Here is a 13,770-nt window from a genome sequence, read left to right on the forward strand (position 1 = left end):
TCGCTTGCGGGAGAGTGCCGAACAGGTGCCTAGAGCAATATGTGACAGTTGAGCTCGACAGTTTTCGACATGAAGTCCGGTCGTGGGTCGCCGCGAGTGCACCGCAGGACTGGCGCGCGGCAAGCGCCACGCACGCCGACTTTCTCGCAACACAACGGGCCTGGTTCAAGGCATTGGTCGCGGGCGGCTATGCGGTGCCGCACTGGCCCGCCGAATGGCCCGGCGGCGGGCGCAGTCTGGCCGAACAGAAAATCATCTACGAGGAGCTCGCCCGCGCCGATGCGCCGCGCCTGCTGCTGAGTTTCGTCTCGACCTATCACGCCTATTCGACGATCGAGGAATGCGGCAGCGACGCGCAAAAGGCGCGCTACCTGCCCGCAATTCTGGAAGGCGAAACCTGGTGTCAGGGGTTTTCCGAGCCGGGCGCGGGGTCGGACCTCGCCGCACTTAAGTGCAAGGCCGAGCGGAAAGGCGATGTGTACGTCGTCAACGGCCAGAAAATCTGGTCGACCATGGCGCAGTACGCCGACAGATGCCTATTGCTTGTCCGCACGTCGAGCGACGGCCCCAAGCAGGCGGGTATCACCTTCCTGCTGATGGACATGAAGGCACCCGGCGTTACCGTGCGCCCCATTCACCAGATTCAGGGCGACGAGGAGTTTGCCGAAATCTTCCTCGACAATGTCGAAGTGCCGGTCAGCGAGCGCGTCGGCGAGGAGGGCGCGGGCTGGGCAGTGTCGAAGGCAACGCTGGCGTCCGAACGCGGGCTGACCTTGATGGAGCTTTCCTACCGGATGCGCGGCGGGATGTGGCGGATCGCCGAACTGATTCGCACGAACGGACGACAGGACGATGCGGGGGTGCTGCGCGATTTCGGGCGGCTCGCGACGCAGGTCGATGCCGCGTGCGCACTCGCCGACCGTTTCCTCGAAAACCGCATAAACGGCATCGAGAACATCGGCGACGCCTCAGTCGTCAAGAACAGCTACTCGCGCGCGCTGCGGGCCTGGACCGCGCTCGGGCTGCGGCTCGGCGGGCTGGACGAGCAGTACCGCGCGCCGATCACTTTCGGCGATCTGAATACCGGCAACTGGATGGCCGATTTCATGAACAGCTACGCCTGGACGATCGCGGGCGGCAGCGAGGAGGTGCAGCGCGACATCATCGCCGAACGGATGCTCGACATGCCGCGCGAGCCGAAATCCTGGGTCGGCGCATGAGCATGACCCGCGAAGAACTCCGCGATTCGGCGCGCAAGGCGTTCGGCGAAGCCGGATTGGCACCCGATGCCGCAACCAGCTGGCAAACACTTGCCGAAATGGGCTGGTTCATGATGACCGCACCTGAGGAGCTGGGCGGGCTCGGTCTCGGCTATGAGGCACTGGCTGCGATCCATTACGAACTGGGGCGCGCGCTGGTCCCGGGGCCGGCCATCGCACAGTCGGCGGCGATCGAAGCCTTGGTGGCGACCGGCCGGACCGAAATGCTCGAACGGGCGATGACCGGCGAAAAAATAACGGTCTCGCGGCTCGGCTTCATGGATGCGGACGAGGCATCCAGCGCGCTCTTCCTGAGCCCCGACCGGACAGGGTTCGGTTCGATCGGCGATGCCACCCATCGGCCAACCTGGGATGAAACGCGCCGCCTGTTCGCTGTCGGAACGAGTGAGAGCGACCAGGTGCCACTCGATGATGGTCTCGCGTCCGGGGTCTATCAGCGGGCGATGTCGGCTGCCTATCTCGCCATCGCGGCGGACTCGCTCGGCGGGGCAGATGCCATACTCGAAATGACGGTCGACTATCTGAAGACGCGCCGCCAGTTCGACCGTCCGCTGGCCATGTTTCAGGCGTTGAAGCACCGCGTTGCCGATCTGAAGGTCCAACTCGAAGCTGCTCAGGCTCTGCTCTGGGCGCGTGCAACGGGGACGCCGACCCTTGCCGAGGCAGGTGCGCTCAAGGCATTCGCGACGGCCACTTACTGCGCCATCGCCGAGGAAGCGATCCAGCTCCACGGCGGCATCGGTCTGACCGCCGAGCATCATTGCCACCGGTTCCTGAAGCGCGCGCTGCTCAATGCCGCGCTGGGCGACGACAACGACACCCTGCACGAAGCGACCGGGCGCGCCTTGATGGAGACCTACGCATGAAATCGATCCTGTCGGCGGTACTCCTTGCCGCGACCGCCGCGACACCACTGCTCGCGCAGACGCCAGCCACACCGGCTGCGGACGCGATGTTCAAAGAGCCCTATGTCGACATCGACGAATGGCGCACAACGCCCGTCCGTCACCGTTATGTCCATGGCGGATTCAAGGGTACGGGGACGAAATTCTCGCTCTACCTACCGCCCAAGGAGCGGTTTCAGGGGCGGTTCTTCCAATATGTGACGCCGGTTCCCGACAGCGAGAACCTGTCGCAGACGGTACAGGCGGGCGACGACAATATCGGCTTTGCCGCGTCGTCCGGTGCCTATTTCGTCGAAACCAATGGCGGCGGCACCGCGATTACCGCAGGCCCTGCCTTCATGACCGACCCCACCATTGGTGCCTATCGCGCCAATGCCGCCGTCGCAGAATATTCGCGCAAGCTCGCTAGTGAGATGTATGGGGTCAAGCGCATCTACGGCTATATCTACGGCGGCTCGGGCGGGGCCTATCGCACCTTCGGCAGCATCGAGAATACCACGGTGTGGGACGGCGCGGTACCGTTCGTCGCCGGGTCGCCGATGGCGTCGCCCAATAATTTTTCGATCCGCATGCACGCGATGCGGCTGCTCAAGGACAAATTTCCGGGAATTATCGATGCGATGGACTCGGGCGGCAGCGGCGATCCCTATGCCGGACTAAACGCCGAACAGGCGGCCGCATTGCGAGAAGCCACCCGCATGGGTTTCCCGCTGCAAAGCTGGTTCGGGTACAAAACGATGGGCGTCCACGGTTTCACGGCCGTCTACCAAGGTATGGTGATGGCGGACCCGACCTATTTCGAGGATTTCTGGACCAAGCCCGGCTATCTCGGTTTCGACAACCCGGCCACTTTTGCCAAGGCGCGGCTCCAGTTTCCGACGACGGTCAAGCTGGCGCTGTCGGCGACCGATCTCGAAACGCGCGGCCTGACGCCCAAGCGCCGCCCCGGCCAGCCGCGCGACGACGGGCGCGGCACCGCCGATCTCGCGTGGAAGGCGCTGGTCAACGACGGCTCGGCGCGCACGCTTGCCTTCGAGCTCGGCGACACGCCGCCCGATGTCGATTTCATCGGCGGCGATCTGTACGTGCTGTCGGGCGAGGCAAAGGGCAAAAGGATCGCGCTGCTCGGGCTGAACGGCAAGGTTGCCACCCTCGGCGTCGTCGATCTCGCGACTGTCGCCAAGCTGAAAGCAGGCGATCAGGTCCGCATCGACAACAGCAACTTCCTCGCCGCGCAGACCTATCACCGGCACCAGGTGCCCGATGCGAGCTATTACACCTACAACCAGTTCCGAGGTACCGACGGCATGCCGCTCTATCCACAGCGCCGGATGCTGCTCGGTCCGCTGTTCGCGCGGGGCGCGGCAGGCACCGTCCCGACCGGCAAGTTCAACGGCAAGATCATCCTCGTCGAATCGGGCCTCGACCGCGAGGCCTTCGCCTGGAACGCCGACTGGTACGCCCACCGCTTCGACGAACATTTCGGCAAGGATGCGCCCAACCGCTACCGCGTCTGGTTCACCGACCGCGCGCTGCACGGCTATAACGAGGACAAGGATGCGCGTACCCGCGTCGTCAGCTATCTGCCCGTGCTGCAACAGGCGCTGCGCGACGTGTCCGCCTGGGTCGAAAAGGGGATGCCGCCGCCGGCGAATACCGGTTACCGCATCGACGACGGGCAGGTCGTGCTCGCGCCGACGGCAGCCGCGCGAAAAGGCATCCAGCCGGTCGTAAGTTTCGCGCGCGGGCGCGTGTTGGCAAAGGCCGGACTGCCCGTAAAACTGACCGCAACAATCGACGTGCCGCCCGCAACCGGCAAAATCATCGCCGCGGCTTGGGATTTCGACGGCAGCGGCAGTTTTGCCGAAAAGGGCGTGCTGCCCGCGATACCTGCGGCGCGCGCAACAGTGTCAACGACACATAGCTTTGCGAAGCCCGGCACGTATTTCGTCACGCTCCGTGTCGAGTCCGAACGCAGCGGCAATGCAGCAAGTCCGTATGCGCGCATTCCCAATCTGGCGCGCGTGCGCGTCGTCGTCAGATAGGCAGGGTCGCTTCGGCGAGCAGCATTTCGGCGAGGCGCTCCGGCTGGGTCGTCATCGCCTGATGACCTGAGTCGAGCGACACGATCCGCGCGCAGTGCAGCCGTTCGGCAAAGCGACGCTGCCACGTGGGTCGCAGGCCATTGTCGCGCTCGCAGACGATATAGGTCGAAGGGGTGGCAGCGAGGTGGTCGTAGCGATGGTCGCTGCGCGTCAGCACATCCATCGGCCAGTCGTCCTTGCCCATCTGGGCGAGGAAATCCGTCGCGAAGTCAGGGTCCATGTCGTTGCAGAACATCAAGCGGTAGCGCGCGTCAGCGCTGTGCGTCGCAGGATCGACCGGCCAGCCGACCTCGTCGGGGTTCGACCCTTGCAACCCCGTCCCCATTTGCCCGCGAAAGCTGATGCCCGGTGCGGGCGCGGTGCAGGTGATATAGACGAGCCTGCGGATGAGTTCGGGCGCAATCGCCGCCACGCGCGGCAGGATTGCCCCTGCCAGCGAATGACCGACAAGGATCGCATCTGACAAGTCCGCCGCACGCATGTCCTCGACGAGTTCCGTCGCCACGGCGTCGGCATCGAGGGTGGCCACATCGCGCCCGCGCTTGACCCCGCAACCGGGGACATCGAGCGCCAGGACCCGCGCACCGTCCGCACGCAGCAAGGCGACGACATCGTCCCACACCCAACTCCCCTGCCCGCCGCCGTGCAGCAGCGCGAAGGCCGGGCGACCGGTCATTTCGGGTGCAAGGGGCGGCCTGGCACCTCGAGCCGCGTGGCGATGGCGTCGGCAATCGCCGTCATGCCCGCGAGATTGGGGTGATAGGGGACAAAGGCACCCCCTCCGGGCGGCGCCATGATCCCGGTCGTCCATGGCTGGGTAGCGCAAGCATTGTGCTGCACCGACAGCTTCGACGCGCGGATCAGTGTCGCACCCGAGCGTGCCGCGACCTTGGCCGTCAATCGCACCAGCCGCGCTGCCGTCTCCCGCGACTGGCGCAGGGCCGCAGGCGATAACGGGACGGCGCTGCACCCGCCGCGCGACGGCAACACGGTCAGATAATCGACAAAGACCAGCCTTGCCTTGGGTGAGCGCACACGAACCGCCGCCGCAATTGCGGTTAGGCCCGCCTCGGCGCGCTGCCAGGCCGTCGCGTCGATCGCCGGGGGCGTCACCGAGGCAGCGCGCTGCGCCATCCCACGACAAAAGGGGGTCGCCGATGCGCCCTCCCCTTCGCACGATCCCTTGAACAGCCCCGCGACGAAGCCGACATCGTTCCCGCCGATGGTGACGGTTACCAGCGCAGTATCCGGACGCAGCGCGTCGATCTGCGGCGGCAACTCGTTCCACGGCCCGAGCAGGTGCGCGGTGGTCGCGCCGCCGCAACTGACATCGGTCAGCCGCAACCGGTAGCGCGCCGCGAGTTGATGCGCGTAGTTCCCGGTCGAACGCGTACAGCGCGTCGGCGGCGCATCTGCCGACTGCGCGATCCCCGGCCCCGCCGCATAGGAACTGCCCATAGCGACATAATGTGAGCCCGCCGCCGGAGACCTGGCGCTTGCCGCGCCCGCAACCAGCGCCAGCGCCGCGACAGCCGCGCGGCCGATCACCCCATCATCGCCTTGGCCGCCGCGACGATGTCGTCGGGCTGCGGCACGAACGCGTCCTCGAGCACCTTGGCGAACGGCACCGCGCAATAGGCCCCGCCGAGGCGCTTCACCGGCGCTTTCAGCTGGCCGAAGAGTTCCTCGTTGATCGTCGCGGCAATCTCGGCACCGGGACCGAAATTGCGGACAGCCTCATGCACCACCAGCGCGCGACCGGTCTTGACGACCGAGGCCAGCACCGTTTCCTTGTCCCAGGGCGAAATCGTCCGCAGATCGACGATTTCGGCACTAATCCCGGCTTCGGCCAGACCCGCCAGCGCCATCTGACTCCGCATCACCTGCGCCGACCAGGTGACGATGGTCAGATCGGTGCCCTCGACCACGACCTTGGCCTTGCCGAGCGGGATCGGCCCCTGGTCGGCGGCGACTTCGCCCGGCACGAACAGGGTCATGCCGTTTTCGACGAAGATGCAGGGGTCGGGATCGGCGATGCACGACATCAGCAGGCCCTTCATGTCCGCCGGGTTCGACGGGCACACGACCTTGATCCCTGCCGCATGGGCAAACCAGCCCTCGAGATGGTCGCTGTGCTGCCCCGCGGTCTGCCAGCCCGCGCCGGTCAACGTGCGGATGGTGAGCGGCACGCTGGTCTGCCCACCCGACATGAAGCGCAGCTTCGCCGCATGGTTGAAGATCATGTCCATCGCTACGGTGGTGAAGTTCATCAGCATGATCTCGGCGACCGGCTTGTAGCCCGCCATGGCCGCGCCGATGGCCGCACCGATGATCGCCTGTTCCGAAATCGGCGTCGTGCGGACGCGGTGGTCGCCGAACTTGGTCGACAGCCCCTTCATCGTGCCGGTGACGCCGCCGCCCTCGCGGTCGGCGATATCCTCGCCCAGCACCAGCACCTTGTCGTCGGCCGCCATGGCTTCGAACATCGCGGCGTTGATTGCCTGAATGCCGTTCATTTTGAGCATCTCGGTCATGCCGCGATCTCCTCGGCGAACACATCGCGGCGCAGTTCGGCCACATCGGGCAGCGGGCTGTTCAACCCGAACTCCTGCGCGTCGGCGACCTCAGCCTCGATATCGGCGACGATCTTGTCGAGCTGCGCTTCGGTGGCATGTCCATCAGCAATCAGGCTGGCGCGCAGCGCGGGCAACGGATCCTTCGCCATCGCCGCCGCTTTCTCTTCCTTGGTCATGTAGAAATCGTCGTCGCCCAGCACGTGCCCCAAGAACCGGAAGGTCTTGCACTCAAGCAGGGTCGGCCCCTCCCCCGCCCGCGCACGTTCGATGGCAACATGGGCGTGCGCGTACATATCGAGCGGGTCGTTGCCGTCGACGGTATAGCCCGGCATGTTGTAGCTCGCCGCGCGCTTCGCAATGAAATCGACCGACGTCGCATTTTCGTAGCGGGTATGCTCGGCAAAGCCGTTGTTCTGGCAGACGAAGATCACCGGTAACTTCCATATCGATGCGAGGTTCAGCGATTCATGGAACGCGCCGATGTTCGATGCGCCGTCGCCGAAATTGGCGATGACCACGCGCTTGCTGCCGTCGAGCTGTGCCGCCCAGGCCAACCCATTGGCAATGGGCATCGACGACCCGACGATGCCCGTCGTCACCATGATCCCGCTTTCGGGATGCGTGAGGTGCATCGGGCCGCCCTTGCCCTTGCAGGTGCCGTCGACGCGTCCCGCGATTTCCGCCCACAACGGGCGCAGCGGCATGTCCTTTGCAACCATGTCGTGGATGCCGCGATAGATGGTGCAGATCTGGTCGTCCTTGGTCAGCAGGGTCGAAATCGCCGACGGGATCACCTCCTGCCCCCGCGCCGAATAATACGGCATGGTCAGCCGCCCGCGCCGCACCGTCTGGCGGATCGCATCGTCATTGCGCTCGATCCGGACCATGCGGCGATAGATATCGACCAGCGTTTCCGGGCTCGGCACCGGCGCGTTGCTCAGCTCTGGCATGGGCTTCCTCGATTGGTTTTGAAGCGACGATCAATCGGCAGTCGGCAGGGTCAGGTCAATCACGCCATGGCGATATGTGCGCGGCGACGTTGCGCGGGCGGCACGCGCGATGGACTTGGACGGAAATTCGGGAGCCGGTGACATGCTGAGTGCCTACGCAATGGGCGGCCAAGGGATCGACGCCATCGAGGTGCGCGAGGTCGCAGTGCCCGAAGCCGGCCCGGGCGCGGCGCTGGTCCGGCTGAAGGCGGCGACGCTTAACTATCGCGACCTTCTGTTCGCGACCGGCGGGCTGACCGGCCTCACCAAAGAACCCGAATATGTCCCGCTGTCATGCGGCGCGGGCGAAGTCGTTGCGGTTGGTGATGGCGTTACCCGCGTGAAGGTCGGCGACCGGGTCAGCCCGCTCTTCTCGCAAGTCTGGCTGACCGGGCGGATGCCATCGATGGCCATGCTCGGCGGATCGGCGGACGGCACTGCGCGGCAATATGCGGTGTTCGATGCCGAGGGCCTGGTGCTCAACCCGCCCGAACTCGGCGACCTCGACGCAGCCACCTTGCCCTGCGCGGGGCTGACCGCGTGGAATGCGCTGTTCCAGCACCGCCCGGTCCGGCCCGGTGAATGGGTCTATTGCCCCGGCACCGGCGGGGTCAGTCTTGCCGCGCTGCAATTCGCCAAGGCGGCGGGCGCATACGTCGTGATGACGTCCTCGTCCGACGCCAAACTCGCCCGCGCCCGCGCGCTCGGGGCCGATGTCGCGATCAACTATCGCACCGTCCCCGACCTCGCCGCGGAGATCCGCAAAGGCGTGGGCGGTGGCGTCGATGTCGTGGTCGATGTCGTCGGCAAGGACCAGCTCGACCTCAACCTGTCTCTACTTAACGAGGGCGGCCTCGTTGCCGCCATCGGCATGCTCGCCGCGCATTTCTCATGGGGCGCGGACCAGTTCGAAGACAAGCGATTAGGCCGCATCTCGGTCGGCAACCGCGACGAGCATGAAGCGATGCTGGCGTTCTGCGCGACCCACGCCGTGCGGCCTGTGGTGGACACCGTGTTCGACCTGACGCGGTTGCCAGATGCGATGCGGCATCTGGAGAGTGGGGCAATGTTCGGGAAGGTGGGGATCAATCTGCTTTAGGATCGACCGGCCCGTTCCGCTCCAAACTCATCGCCAGACACAAATCCCACGACCCGATCGTCGATTGCGTCCCATTCTCGTGGAGCAACGTCACCCGCGCGAACCCCGGCGTCAGGACGACGCCCACCGCCGTGTCGATCCACGCGTGAAGCGCGGCGCGGTCGCGTGCGAGGGCATCCGCGTCGAGCGTGATCTCGCCCGAGACCTCGACTTCTTCGGCAAGCTTGACCACGCGGTCGGCCTTGTCGCGAAGGTTCTCGCTCACAGCCTGTTTCCCACACCCGCCGCATGTTTCGCCGCGACATAGCCGAACGTCAGCGAAGGGCCGATGCTGGCCCCTGCCCCCGGATAAACGCCGCCCATCACCGATGCGGTCGAGACGCCACAGGCGTACAGCCCCTCGATCGGCGTACCGTCGGCGCGGACGACGCGACCATGCGCGTCGGTTACGGCGCCGCCATAGGTCGAGACGTCGCCTGGCACGACCTCGACGGCGTAGAACGGGCCGGTGTCGATACGGCCCAGCGCCGGGTTCGGCCCATGGAAGGGGTCGCCGAGCCACTGGTCGTATTTGCGCGCGCCACGGTGGAAATCGGCATCATGCCCCGCATCGACGAAGCCGTTCCAGCGGTCGAGCGTGGCGCGCAGGGTGGCGGGGTCGCAGCCGATCTGCACCGCCAGATCCTCGGGGCTGGCGGCTTCCTTCAGATAGCCCGCGCTTTTCCACATCGCGTAATATTTCTTCATCTTCACACCGCCCACCGGATAGCGCTTTGCGTAAGTCGCATCGAAGATCGCCCAACTCGGAATGGCGGGGGCGATGGCGTTTCGCTCGCGCATCGTCTGGCAATAGAGTTCGTAGCTGCCGCCCTCGTTCATATAGCGGACGCCCGATTGATCGACCAGAATCGCGTGCGGCTTGCCGGTCATCCCTTGCGCGGGCGGTTTGACATAGCCCCTGTCCCAGCCCGGCATCGTCGTCAGCTGATAGCCGACCATCTGGTCCATCTGCGCGAGCACGCCGCCGATGCGTTCCATTTCGGCATGCAGATCGCCGGTGTCGCCTTCGGGCGTATTCGACCATTCCGCCCGTGTCCCCGGCATGTATTTGTCGCGCATCGCCTGGTTCTGGGCATAGCCACCCGCGTTGACGAGCACGCCCAGCCGCGCGCCGATCCGCCCCTGCGGCATCACCACGCCCGTCACCTTGCCGTCTTCGACGATCAGTTCGGTGACCGGGCAATCGGTGCGGAGCTCGACACCCGCCTTCAACGATGCCTGCAACATCCGCCCTTGCAGCGCCGCCCCCGCCGCGACCCAGTGCTGGCCGAGCAGCTTGCCCATCGTCATGCCCACGCCGGTTTTCAGGAACGACCAGGCGATTGCGCGGCTCTTGCCCAGATAGGCGAATTTCATGCCGTCATCGAGCTTGACCTTCATGTGCATGAAGCCCTGACGCAGCTTGCCCTCCCAGGCACCCAGTTCCTTTTTGTTGAACGGCTTGGCGACGACGGTGCGGCTGGTGCTGCATCCGCCCGGCGCATCGTCGTAATAATCGGGCCAGAAGTTCGATCCGCGTTCGAGCGCAATTCCCTGTGCGATCAGGAAGTCGACCATTTTGGGGGCTTCGGCGACATAGGCCACACGCTTTTCGTGGCTCGACCCCGGCAAGTCCTCGCACACCGCATCGAGATAGGTGATCGCTTTTTCCGCGCTCTCGTCGGGTTCGTCGGCTTTCAGGAACCGGTTGTTCGGCACCCAGATGACGCCGCCCGACTTCGCGGTCGTGCCGCCGATGAATGGCGTTTTCTCGACGATCAGCACCGATTTCCCCGCAGCGCGCATCACCAGCGCCGACGCCATCGACCCCGCGCCGCTGCCGACCACCACCCAGTCGAATGTCTCGTCGAAACCGGCCATGAAGCTCTCCTCGCGTCGGACTAGACCGCCGTGCGCGCGGGGCCACAAGCCTTATCGCCCGGGCGGCATTCCCATATCGCCATGGCGTGATAAGCGGGGCCGATGACCGACCTGCCCACATTCAGCACCATCGCGCTCGAACGGCGCGGAAGGCTGCTGGTCGTGACCTTCAACCGCCCCGACGCGATGAACGCGGTCGATCTGGCGATGCACGACGAGCTTCCCGAGGTGCTGGAATTCGCACGCGTCGATACCGGGTCGGACGTCATTCTGCTGACCGGCGCGGGCCGCGCCTTTTCCGCTGGCGGCGACCTCGACCATATTGCCCGTAACGCCGCCGAACCCGAACGCTTCGATCATGAGGTCGAACAGGCGCGTGCAATCGTCACGACACTGCTCGACATCGACAAGCCGGTGGTGTGCCGGATGAACGGACACGCCGTCGGGCTGGGTGCGACCATCGCCTTGTTCGCCGACATTGTCATCGCTGACGCACGCGCCAAGATCGGCGACCCGCATGTTGCGCTCGGCCTTGTCGCCGGGGATGGCGGCGCGATCATCTGGCCCGCGCGCATCGGGCTGGCGCGCGCGAAGGAGTACCTCCTGACCGGCGAATTGTTGACCGCGACCCGCGCTGCCGAGATCGGCTTGATCAATGACGCCGTACCCGCCGAGGAGCTCGACGCGCGCGTCGATGCGCTGTGCGCAAAACTTCTGGCGGGTGCGCAGCAAGCGATCCGGATGACCAAGCAGCTGACCAACATCGAACTGAAGCGGGTAACCGAGGCCGTTCTCGATGTCGGTCTGGCCTATGAAAAACTGTCGGTCCGCACGGCGGATCACCGCGAAGGGGTAGCGGCGCTGAAAGAAAAACGCGCGCCGAAATTCCGCTAGACCACCGCAATCCCGAACGCGCGGCGCAGGGCATTGTGTTTGGCAGTGTTGAACCAGCGCCCGACGGGCACGCCCGCCGCAATCCCGTCGAAGCCGTGGAATGCGCCGGGTACGACGATCAGTTCGGTTGCCACCCCGACTGCGTTCAGCCGCTGGGCATAGTCGACGTCCTCATCGGCGAAGAGGTCGAGCGTGCCGACGCCGATCCACGTCGGCGGCAAGCCCTTGAGGTCCATAACGCGCGCCGGAACGCCGCCTGCGGGAACGCGGGTGCCGCCCGCAGAACTCCCGAGGAAACTCTCCCAGCCAAAGCGATTGCGCTCAGGCGTCCAGATCAGCGTCCCGACATGCGCGGGCATCTTGCGGCTGGTGCCGGTGCGGTCGTCGAGCATCGGATAGATAAGGCACTGGAAGCACAGCGGCACCTCGCCCCGGTCGCGCGCCGTTATGGCGAGGAGCGCAGCATGACCGCCACCCGCGCTCTCGCCCATCACCGCGATGCGTTTCGGATCGGCACCAAGCGATGCGGCATTGGCGTGGAGCCATTTCAAACCTGCATAATTATCCTCGACCGACCCCTTATAGGTCGTCTCGGGCGCGAGCCGGTACTCGACCGACACCGCGATGCAGTCGAGCTCGGCACACAGATCCTGCAAGCCCCGCACCGAGCTTTCGGCACTGCCGAGCACATAGCCGCCGCCGTGGGTATGGAGGATGGCAGGACGCGACGTACCGGGCTTTGAATTGATGATGTAGATCGCGACATCGGGTTGCCCGCGCCCGACGGCGATCACACGCTTTTTATACGGAACGTCGGTGCGCGGCGGACGCTGGAGCGGGTTGCTACCGGTGCGCGCCTTGGCAAGGCCCGCCCGCGTCAAAGGGGGCACATTCTTCGAAAACGCCTCGATCTGCGGGACGATCGCGCGCAAATCTGGGTGGACAAGGGAAAGCGACGACGACGAAGATTGAGCGAGGGCGCGCACCGGTATCAGTGCCGCCATCGCAGCGGCGCCGATCAGTGCACGACGGTCGATTATGAGCGTCATTTCTGCATCCCCAGCATCGTGCGCGCCAACGCCATGATCTTGTCGATATCGCCCTGTGCCGACGGCACGACGCGCCGGTACGAGCAAAAGCCATGGATCGAACCCGTTGCTTCATAATAGCAGGTCGGCACGCCTGTGGCGACCAGTTTTGCCGCGAACGCCCGGCCGCCGTCGCGCAACGGGTCGAGCGACGCGGTGACCAACACCGTCGGCGCCATCCCCTCCAGATCGGCGAGTAACGGCGAGGCGCGCCAATGGGTTTTGTCGCAGGCATAATGCAGATCGAACATCGCCATGTCTGCGCTGTCGAGCGCGTATCCGTTCCCAAACGTGTCACGCGACGGATACGGGCGGCTGTGGTCTGCCAGCGGATAGATCGGGACCTGCAGGAGCAGCGGCACAACTGCCGGACGGCCGCGCAACGCCAGCGCCGTGACCAGACACAGATCGCCGCCCGCACTGTCACCGCACAGGATGAGGCCGGTGAATTCGCGCCCGAACGCGGCCCCGTTTTCCGTAATCCAGCGCGCGGCTGCCTCGCCGTCGTCCATGCCCGCAGGCCAGGGGTTTTCAGGAGCGAGCCGGTAATCGACCGACACCACCGGCAGGTCGAGCTGCCGCGCCATTTCGCCGCAGAAGCCCGCATGGCTGTCGATGTTGCCGAGGCAAAACCCGCCGCCGTGGAAGAACACGACCACCGACCCGGGATCGCGTGACGCGCGGACATCGAACAGCCGCAGCGCGATGTCCCCGCCCGGACCCGGCATGGTCAGTTCGCGGATTTCGCCCAGTTCGCCGACCGGCAGGTCCATCATCGCCGCCATGTCGATGGGCATCTTGCGGATCTGGGCGATGAATTCGGCGGTGAAGGGCGGACGCGGGTTCGCCGCCATCATGTCGAGGAACGCGCGGACATCGGGACGGACATAGGGGTCAGCCGGGGGTTCGGTCAT

The 13,770-nt window shown here is 65.5% G+C and carries 13 protein-coding genes; 5 read left to right on the top strand and 8 right to left on the bottom strand.

Going from position 1 to position 13,770, the window contains the following annotated elements; all coding sequences use genetic code 11:
* The first annotated feature begins 41 nt into the window (after window positions 1–41).
* The 3 genes from M0209_RS09145 to M0209_RS09155 are packed head-to-tail and all read left to right on the top strand — an operon-like array spanning window position 42 to window position 4,230.
* Window positions 42–1,220: an acyl-CoA dehydrogenase family protein gene (locus M0209_RS09145; protein WP_258887966.1), complete on the top strand. Its 1,179-nt coding sequence runs from the start codon at window positions 42–44 to the stop codon at window positions 1,218–1,220.
* On the top strand, window positions 1,217–2,146 hold the full coding sequence (locus M0209_RS09150; protein WP_258887967.1) for an acyl-CoA dehydrogenase family protein: 930 nt from the start codon (window positions 1,217–1,219) through the stop codon (window positions 2,144–2,146). The genes M0209_RS09145 and M0209_RS09150 overlap by 4 nt, the downstream gene beginning before the upstream one ends.
* Window positions 2,143–4,230 carry a PKD domain-containing protein gene (locus M0209_RS09155; protein WP_258887968.1) on the top strand — a complete coding sequence of 696 codons (2,088 nt, stop codon included), beginning with the start codon at window positions 2,143–2,145 and terminating at the stop codon, window positions 4,228–4,230. The genes M0209_RS09150 and M0209_RS09155 overlap by 4 nt, the downstream gene beginning before the upstream one ends.
* Here the strand turns inward: M0209_RS09155 and M0209_RS09160 are convergent.
* From M0209_RS09160 to M0209_RS09175, 4 genes are read right to left on the bottom strand one after another with little or no spacing between them, the layout of a single operon-like run.
* Complete coding sequence (locus M0209_RS09160) at window positions 4,223–4,966, bottom strand: alpha/beta fold hydrolase (protein ID WP_258887969.1); 744 nt, start codon at window positions 4,964–4,966, stop codon at window positions 4,223–4,225. The genes M0209_RS09155 and M0209_RS09160 overlap by 8 nt on opposite strands.
* Entirely contained in the window at window positions 4,963–5,838 is an 876-nt protein-coding gene (locus tag M0209_RS09165) for an SGNH/GDSL hydrolase family protein (protein WP_258887970.1), read from the bottom strand. Before M0209_RS09165 ends, M0209_RS09160 begins: the two co-directional genes overlap by 4 nt.
* A complete protein-coding gene (locus M0209_RS09170) occupies window positions 5,835–6,824 on the bottom strand; it encodes an alpha-ketoacid dehydrogenase subunit beta (protein ID WP_258887971.1) in 990 nt (329 codons plus the stop codon). The genes M0209_RS09165 and M0209_RS09170 overlap by 4 nt, the downstream gene beginning before the upstream one ends.
* Window positions 6,821–7,816 (bottom strand): thiamine pyrophosphate-dependent dehydrogenase E1 component subunit alpha, encoded by a 996-nt coding sequence (locus M0209_RS09175; RefSeq protein ID WP_258887972.1) that lies wholly within the window; start codon window positions 7,814–7,816, stop codon window positions 6,821–6,823. The genes M0209_RS09170 and M0209_RS09175 overlap by 4 nt, the downstream gene beginning before the upstream one ends.
* A gap of 142 nt (window positions 7,817–7,958) precedes the next feature.
* Here M0209_RS09175 and M0209_RS09180 point away from each other — a divergent pair, with 142 nt between their 5' ends.
* Window positions 7,959–8,954, top strand: coding sequence for an NAD(P)-dependent alcohol dehydrogenase (locus tag M0209_RS09180; RefSeq protein ID WP_258887973.1), 996 nt, complete (start codon window positions 7,959–7,961; stop codon window positions 8,952–8,954).
* Here M0209_RS09180 and M0209_RS09185 read toward each other — a convergent pair.
* A complete protein-coding gene (locus M0209_RS09185) occupies window positions 8,941–9,219 on the bottom strand; it encodes a hypothetical protein (RefSeq protein ID WP_258887974.1) in 279 nt (92 codons plus the stop codon). The two genes, M0209_RS09180 and M0209_RS09185, sit on opposite strands and share 14 nt — an antisense overlap.
* Window positions 9,216–10,874 carry an FAD-dependent oxidoreductase gene (locus M0209_RS09190; protein ID WP_258887975.1) on the bottom strand — a complete coding sequence of 553 codons (1,659 nt, stop codon included), beginning with the start codon at window positions 10,872–10,874 and terminating at the stop codon, window positions 9,216–9,218. The genes M0209_RS09185 and M0209_RS09190 overlap by 4 nt, the downstream gene beginning before the upstream one ends.
* Window positions 10,875–10,976: 102 nt before the next feature.
* Between M0209_RS09190 and M0209_RS09195 the strand changes: the two genes are divergently transcribed.
* A complete protein-coding gene (locus tag M0209_RS09195) occupies window positions 10,977–11,768 on the top strand; it encodes an enoyl-CoA hydratase/isomerase family protein (RefSeq protein ID WP_258887976.1) in 792 nt (263 codons plus the stop codon).
* Here the strand turns inward: M0209_RS09195 and M0209_RS09200 are convergent.
* Together M0209_RS09200 and M0209_RS09205 are read right to left on the bottom strand one after the other, a co-directional pair.
* A complete protein-coding gene (locus M0209_RS09200) occupies window positions 11,765–12,817 on the bottom strand; it encodes an alpha/beta hydrolase (protein ID WP_258887977.1) in 1,053 nt (350 codons plus the stop codon). The genes M0209_RS09195 and M0209_RS09200 overlap by 4 nt on opposite strands.
* Window positions 12,814–13,770, bottom strand: coding sequence for an alpha/beta hydrolase (locus M0209_RS09205; RefSeq protein ID WP_258887978.1), 957 nt, complete (start codon window positions 13,768–13,770; stop codon window positions 12,814–12,816). Before M0209_RS09205 ends, M0209_RS09200 begins: the two co-directional genes overlap by 4 nt.

Source organism: Sphingomonas sp. SUN039, from assembly GCF_024758725.1.
GTDB lineage: Bacteria > Pseudomonadota > Alphaproteobacteria > Sphingomonadales > Sphingomonadaceae > Sphingomonas_O.

What these genes read in the sequence shown, in the direction of transcription:
- M0209_RS09150 (WP_258887967.1), top strand. Translation starts at nt 1,217, where the DNA reads ATGAGCATGACCCGCGAAGAACTCCGCGATTCGGCGCGCAAGGCGTTC.
- M0209_RS09155 (WP_258887968.1), top strand. Translation starts at nt 2,143, where the DNA reads ATGAAATCGATCCTGTCGGCGGTACTCCTTGCCGCGACCGCCGCGACA.
- M0209_RS09160 (WP_258887969.1), bottom strand. Translation starts at nt 4,966, where the DNA reads ATGACCGGTCGCCCGGCCTTCGCGCTGCTGCACGGCGGCGGGCAGGGG.
- M0209_RS09170 (WP_258887971.1), bottom strand. Translation starts at nt 6,824, where the DNA reads ATGACCGAGATGCTCAAAATGAACGGCATTCAGGCAATCAACGCCGCG.
- M0209_RS09175 (WP_258887972.1), bottom strand. Translation starts at nt 7,816, where the DNA reads ATGCCAGAGCTGAGCAACGCGCCGGTGCCGAGCCCGGAAACGCTGGTC.
- M0209_RS09180 (WP_258887973.1), top strand. Translation starts at nt 7,959, where the DNA reads ATGCTGAGTGCCTACGCAATGGGCGGCCAAGGGATCGACGCCATCGAG.
- M0209_RS09190 (WP_258887975.1), bottom strand. Translation starts at nt 10,874, where the DNA reads ATGGCCGGTTTCGACGAGACATTCGACTGGGTGGTGGTCGGCAGCGGC.
- M0209_RS09195 (WP_258887976.1), top strand. Translation starts at nt 10,977, where the DNA reads ATGACCGACCTGCCCACATTCAGCACCATCGCGCTCGAACGGCGCGGA.
- M0209_RS09200 (WP_258887977.1), bottom strand. Translation starts at nt 12,817, where the DNA reads ATGACGCTCATAATCGACCGTCGTGCACTGATCGGCGCCGCTGCGATG.
- M0209_RS09205 (WP_258887978.1), bottom strand. Translation starts at nt 13,770, where the DNA reads ATGACCGAACCCCCGGCTGACCCCTATGTCCGTCCCGATGTCCGCGCG.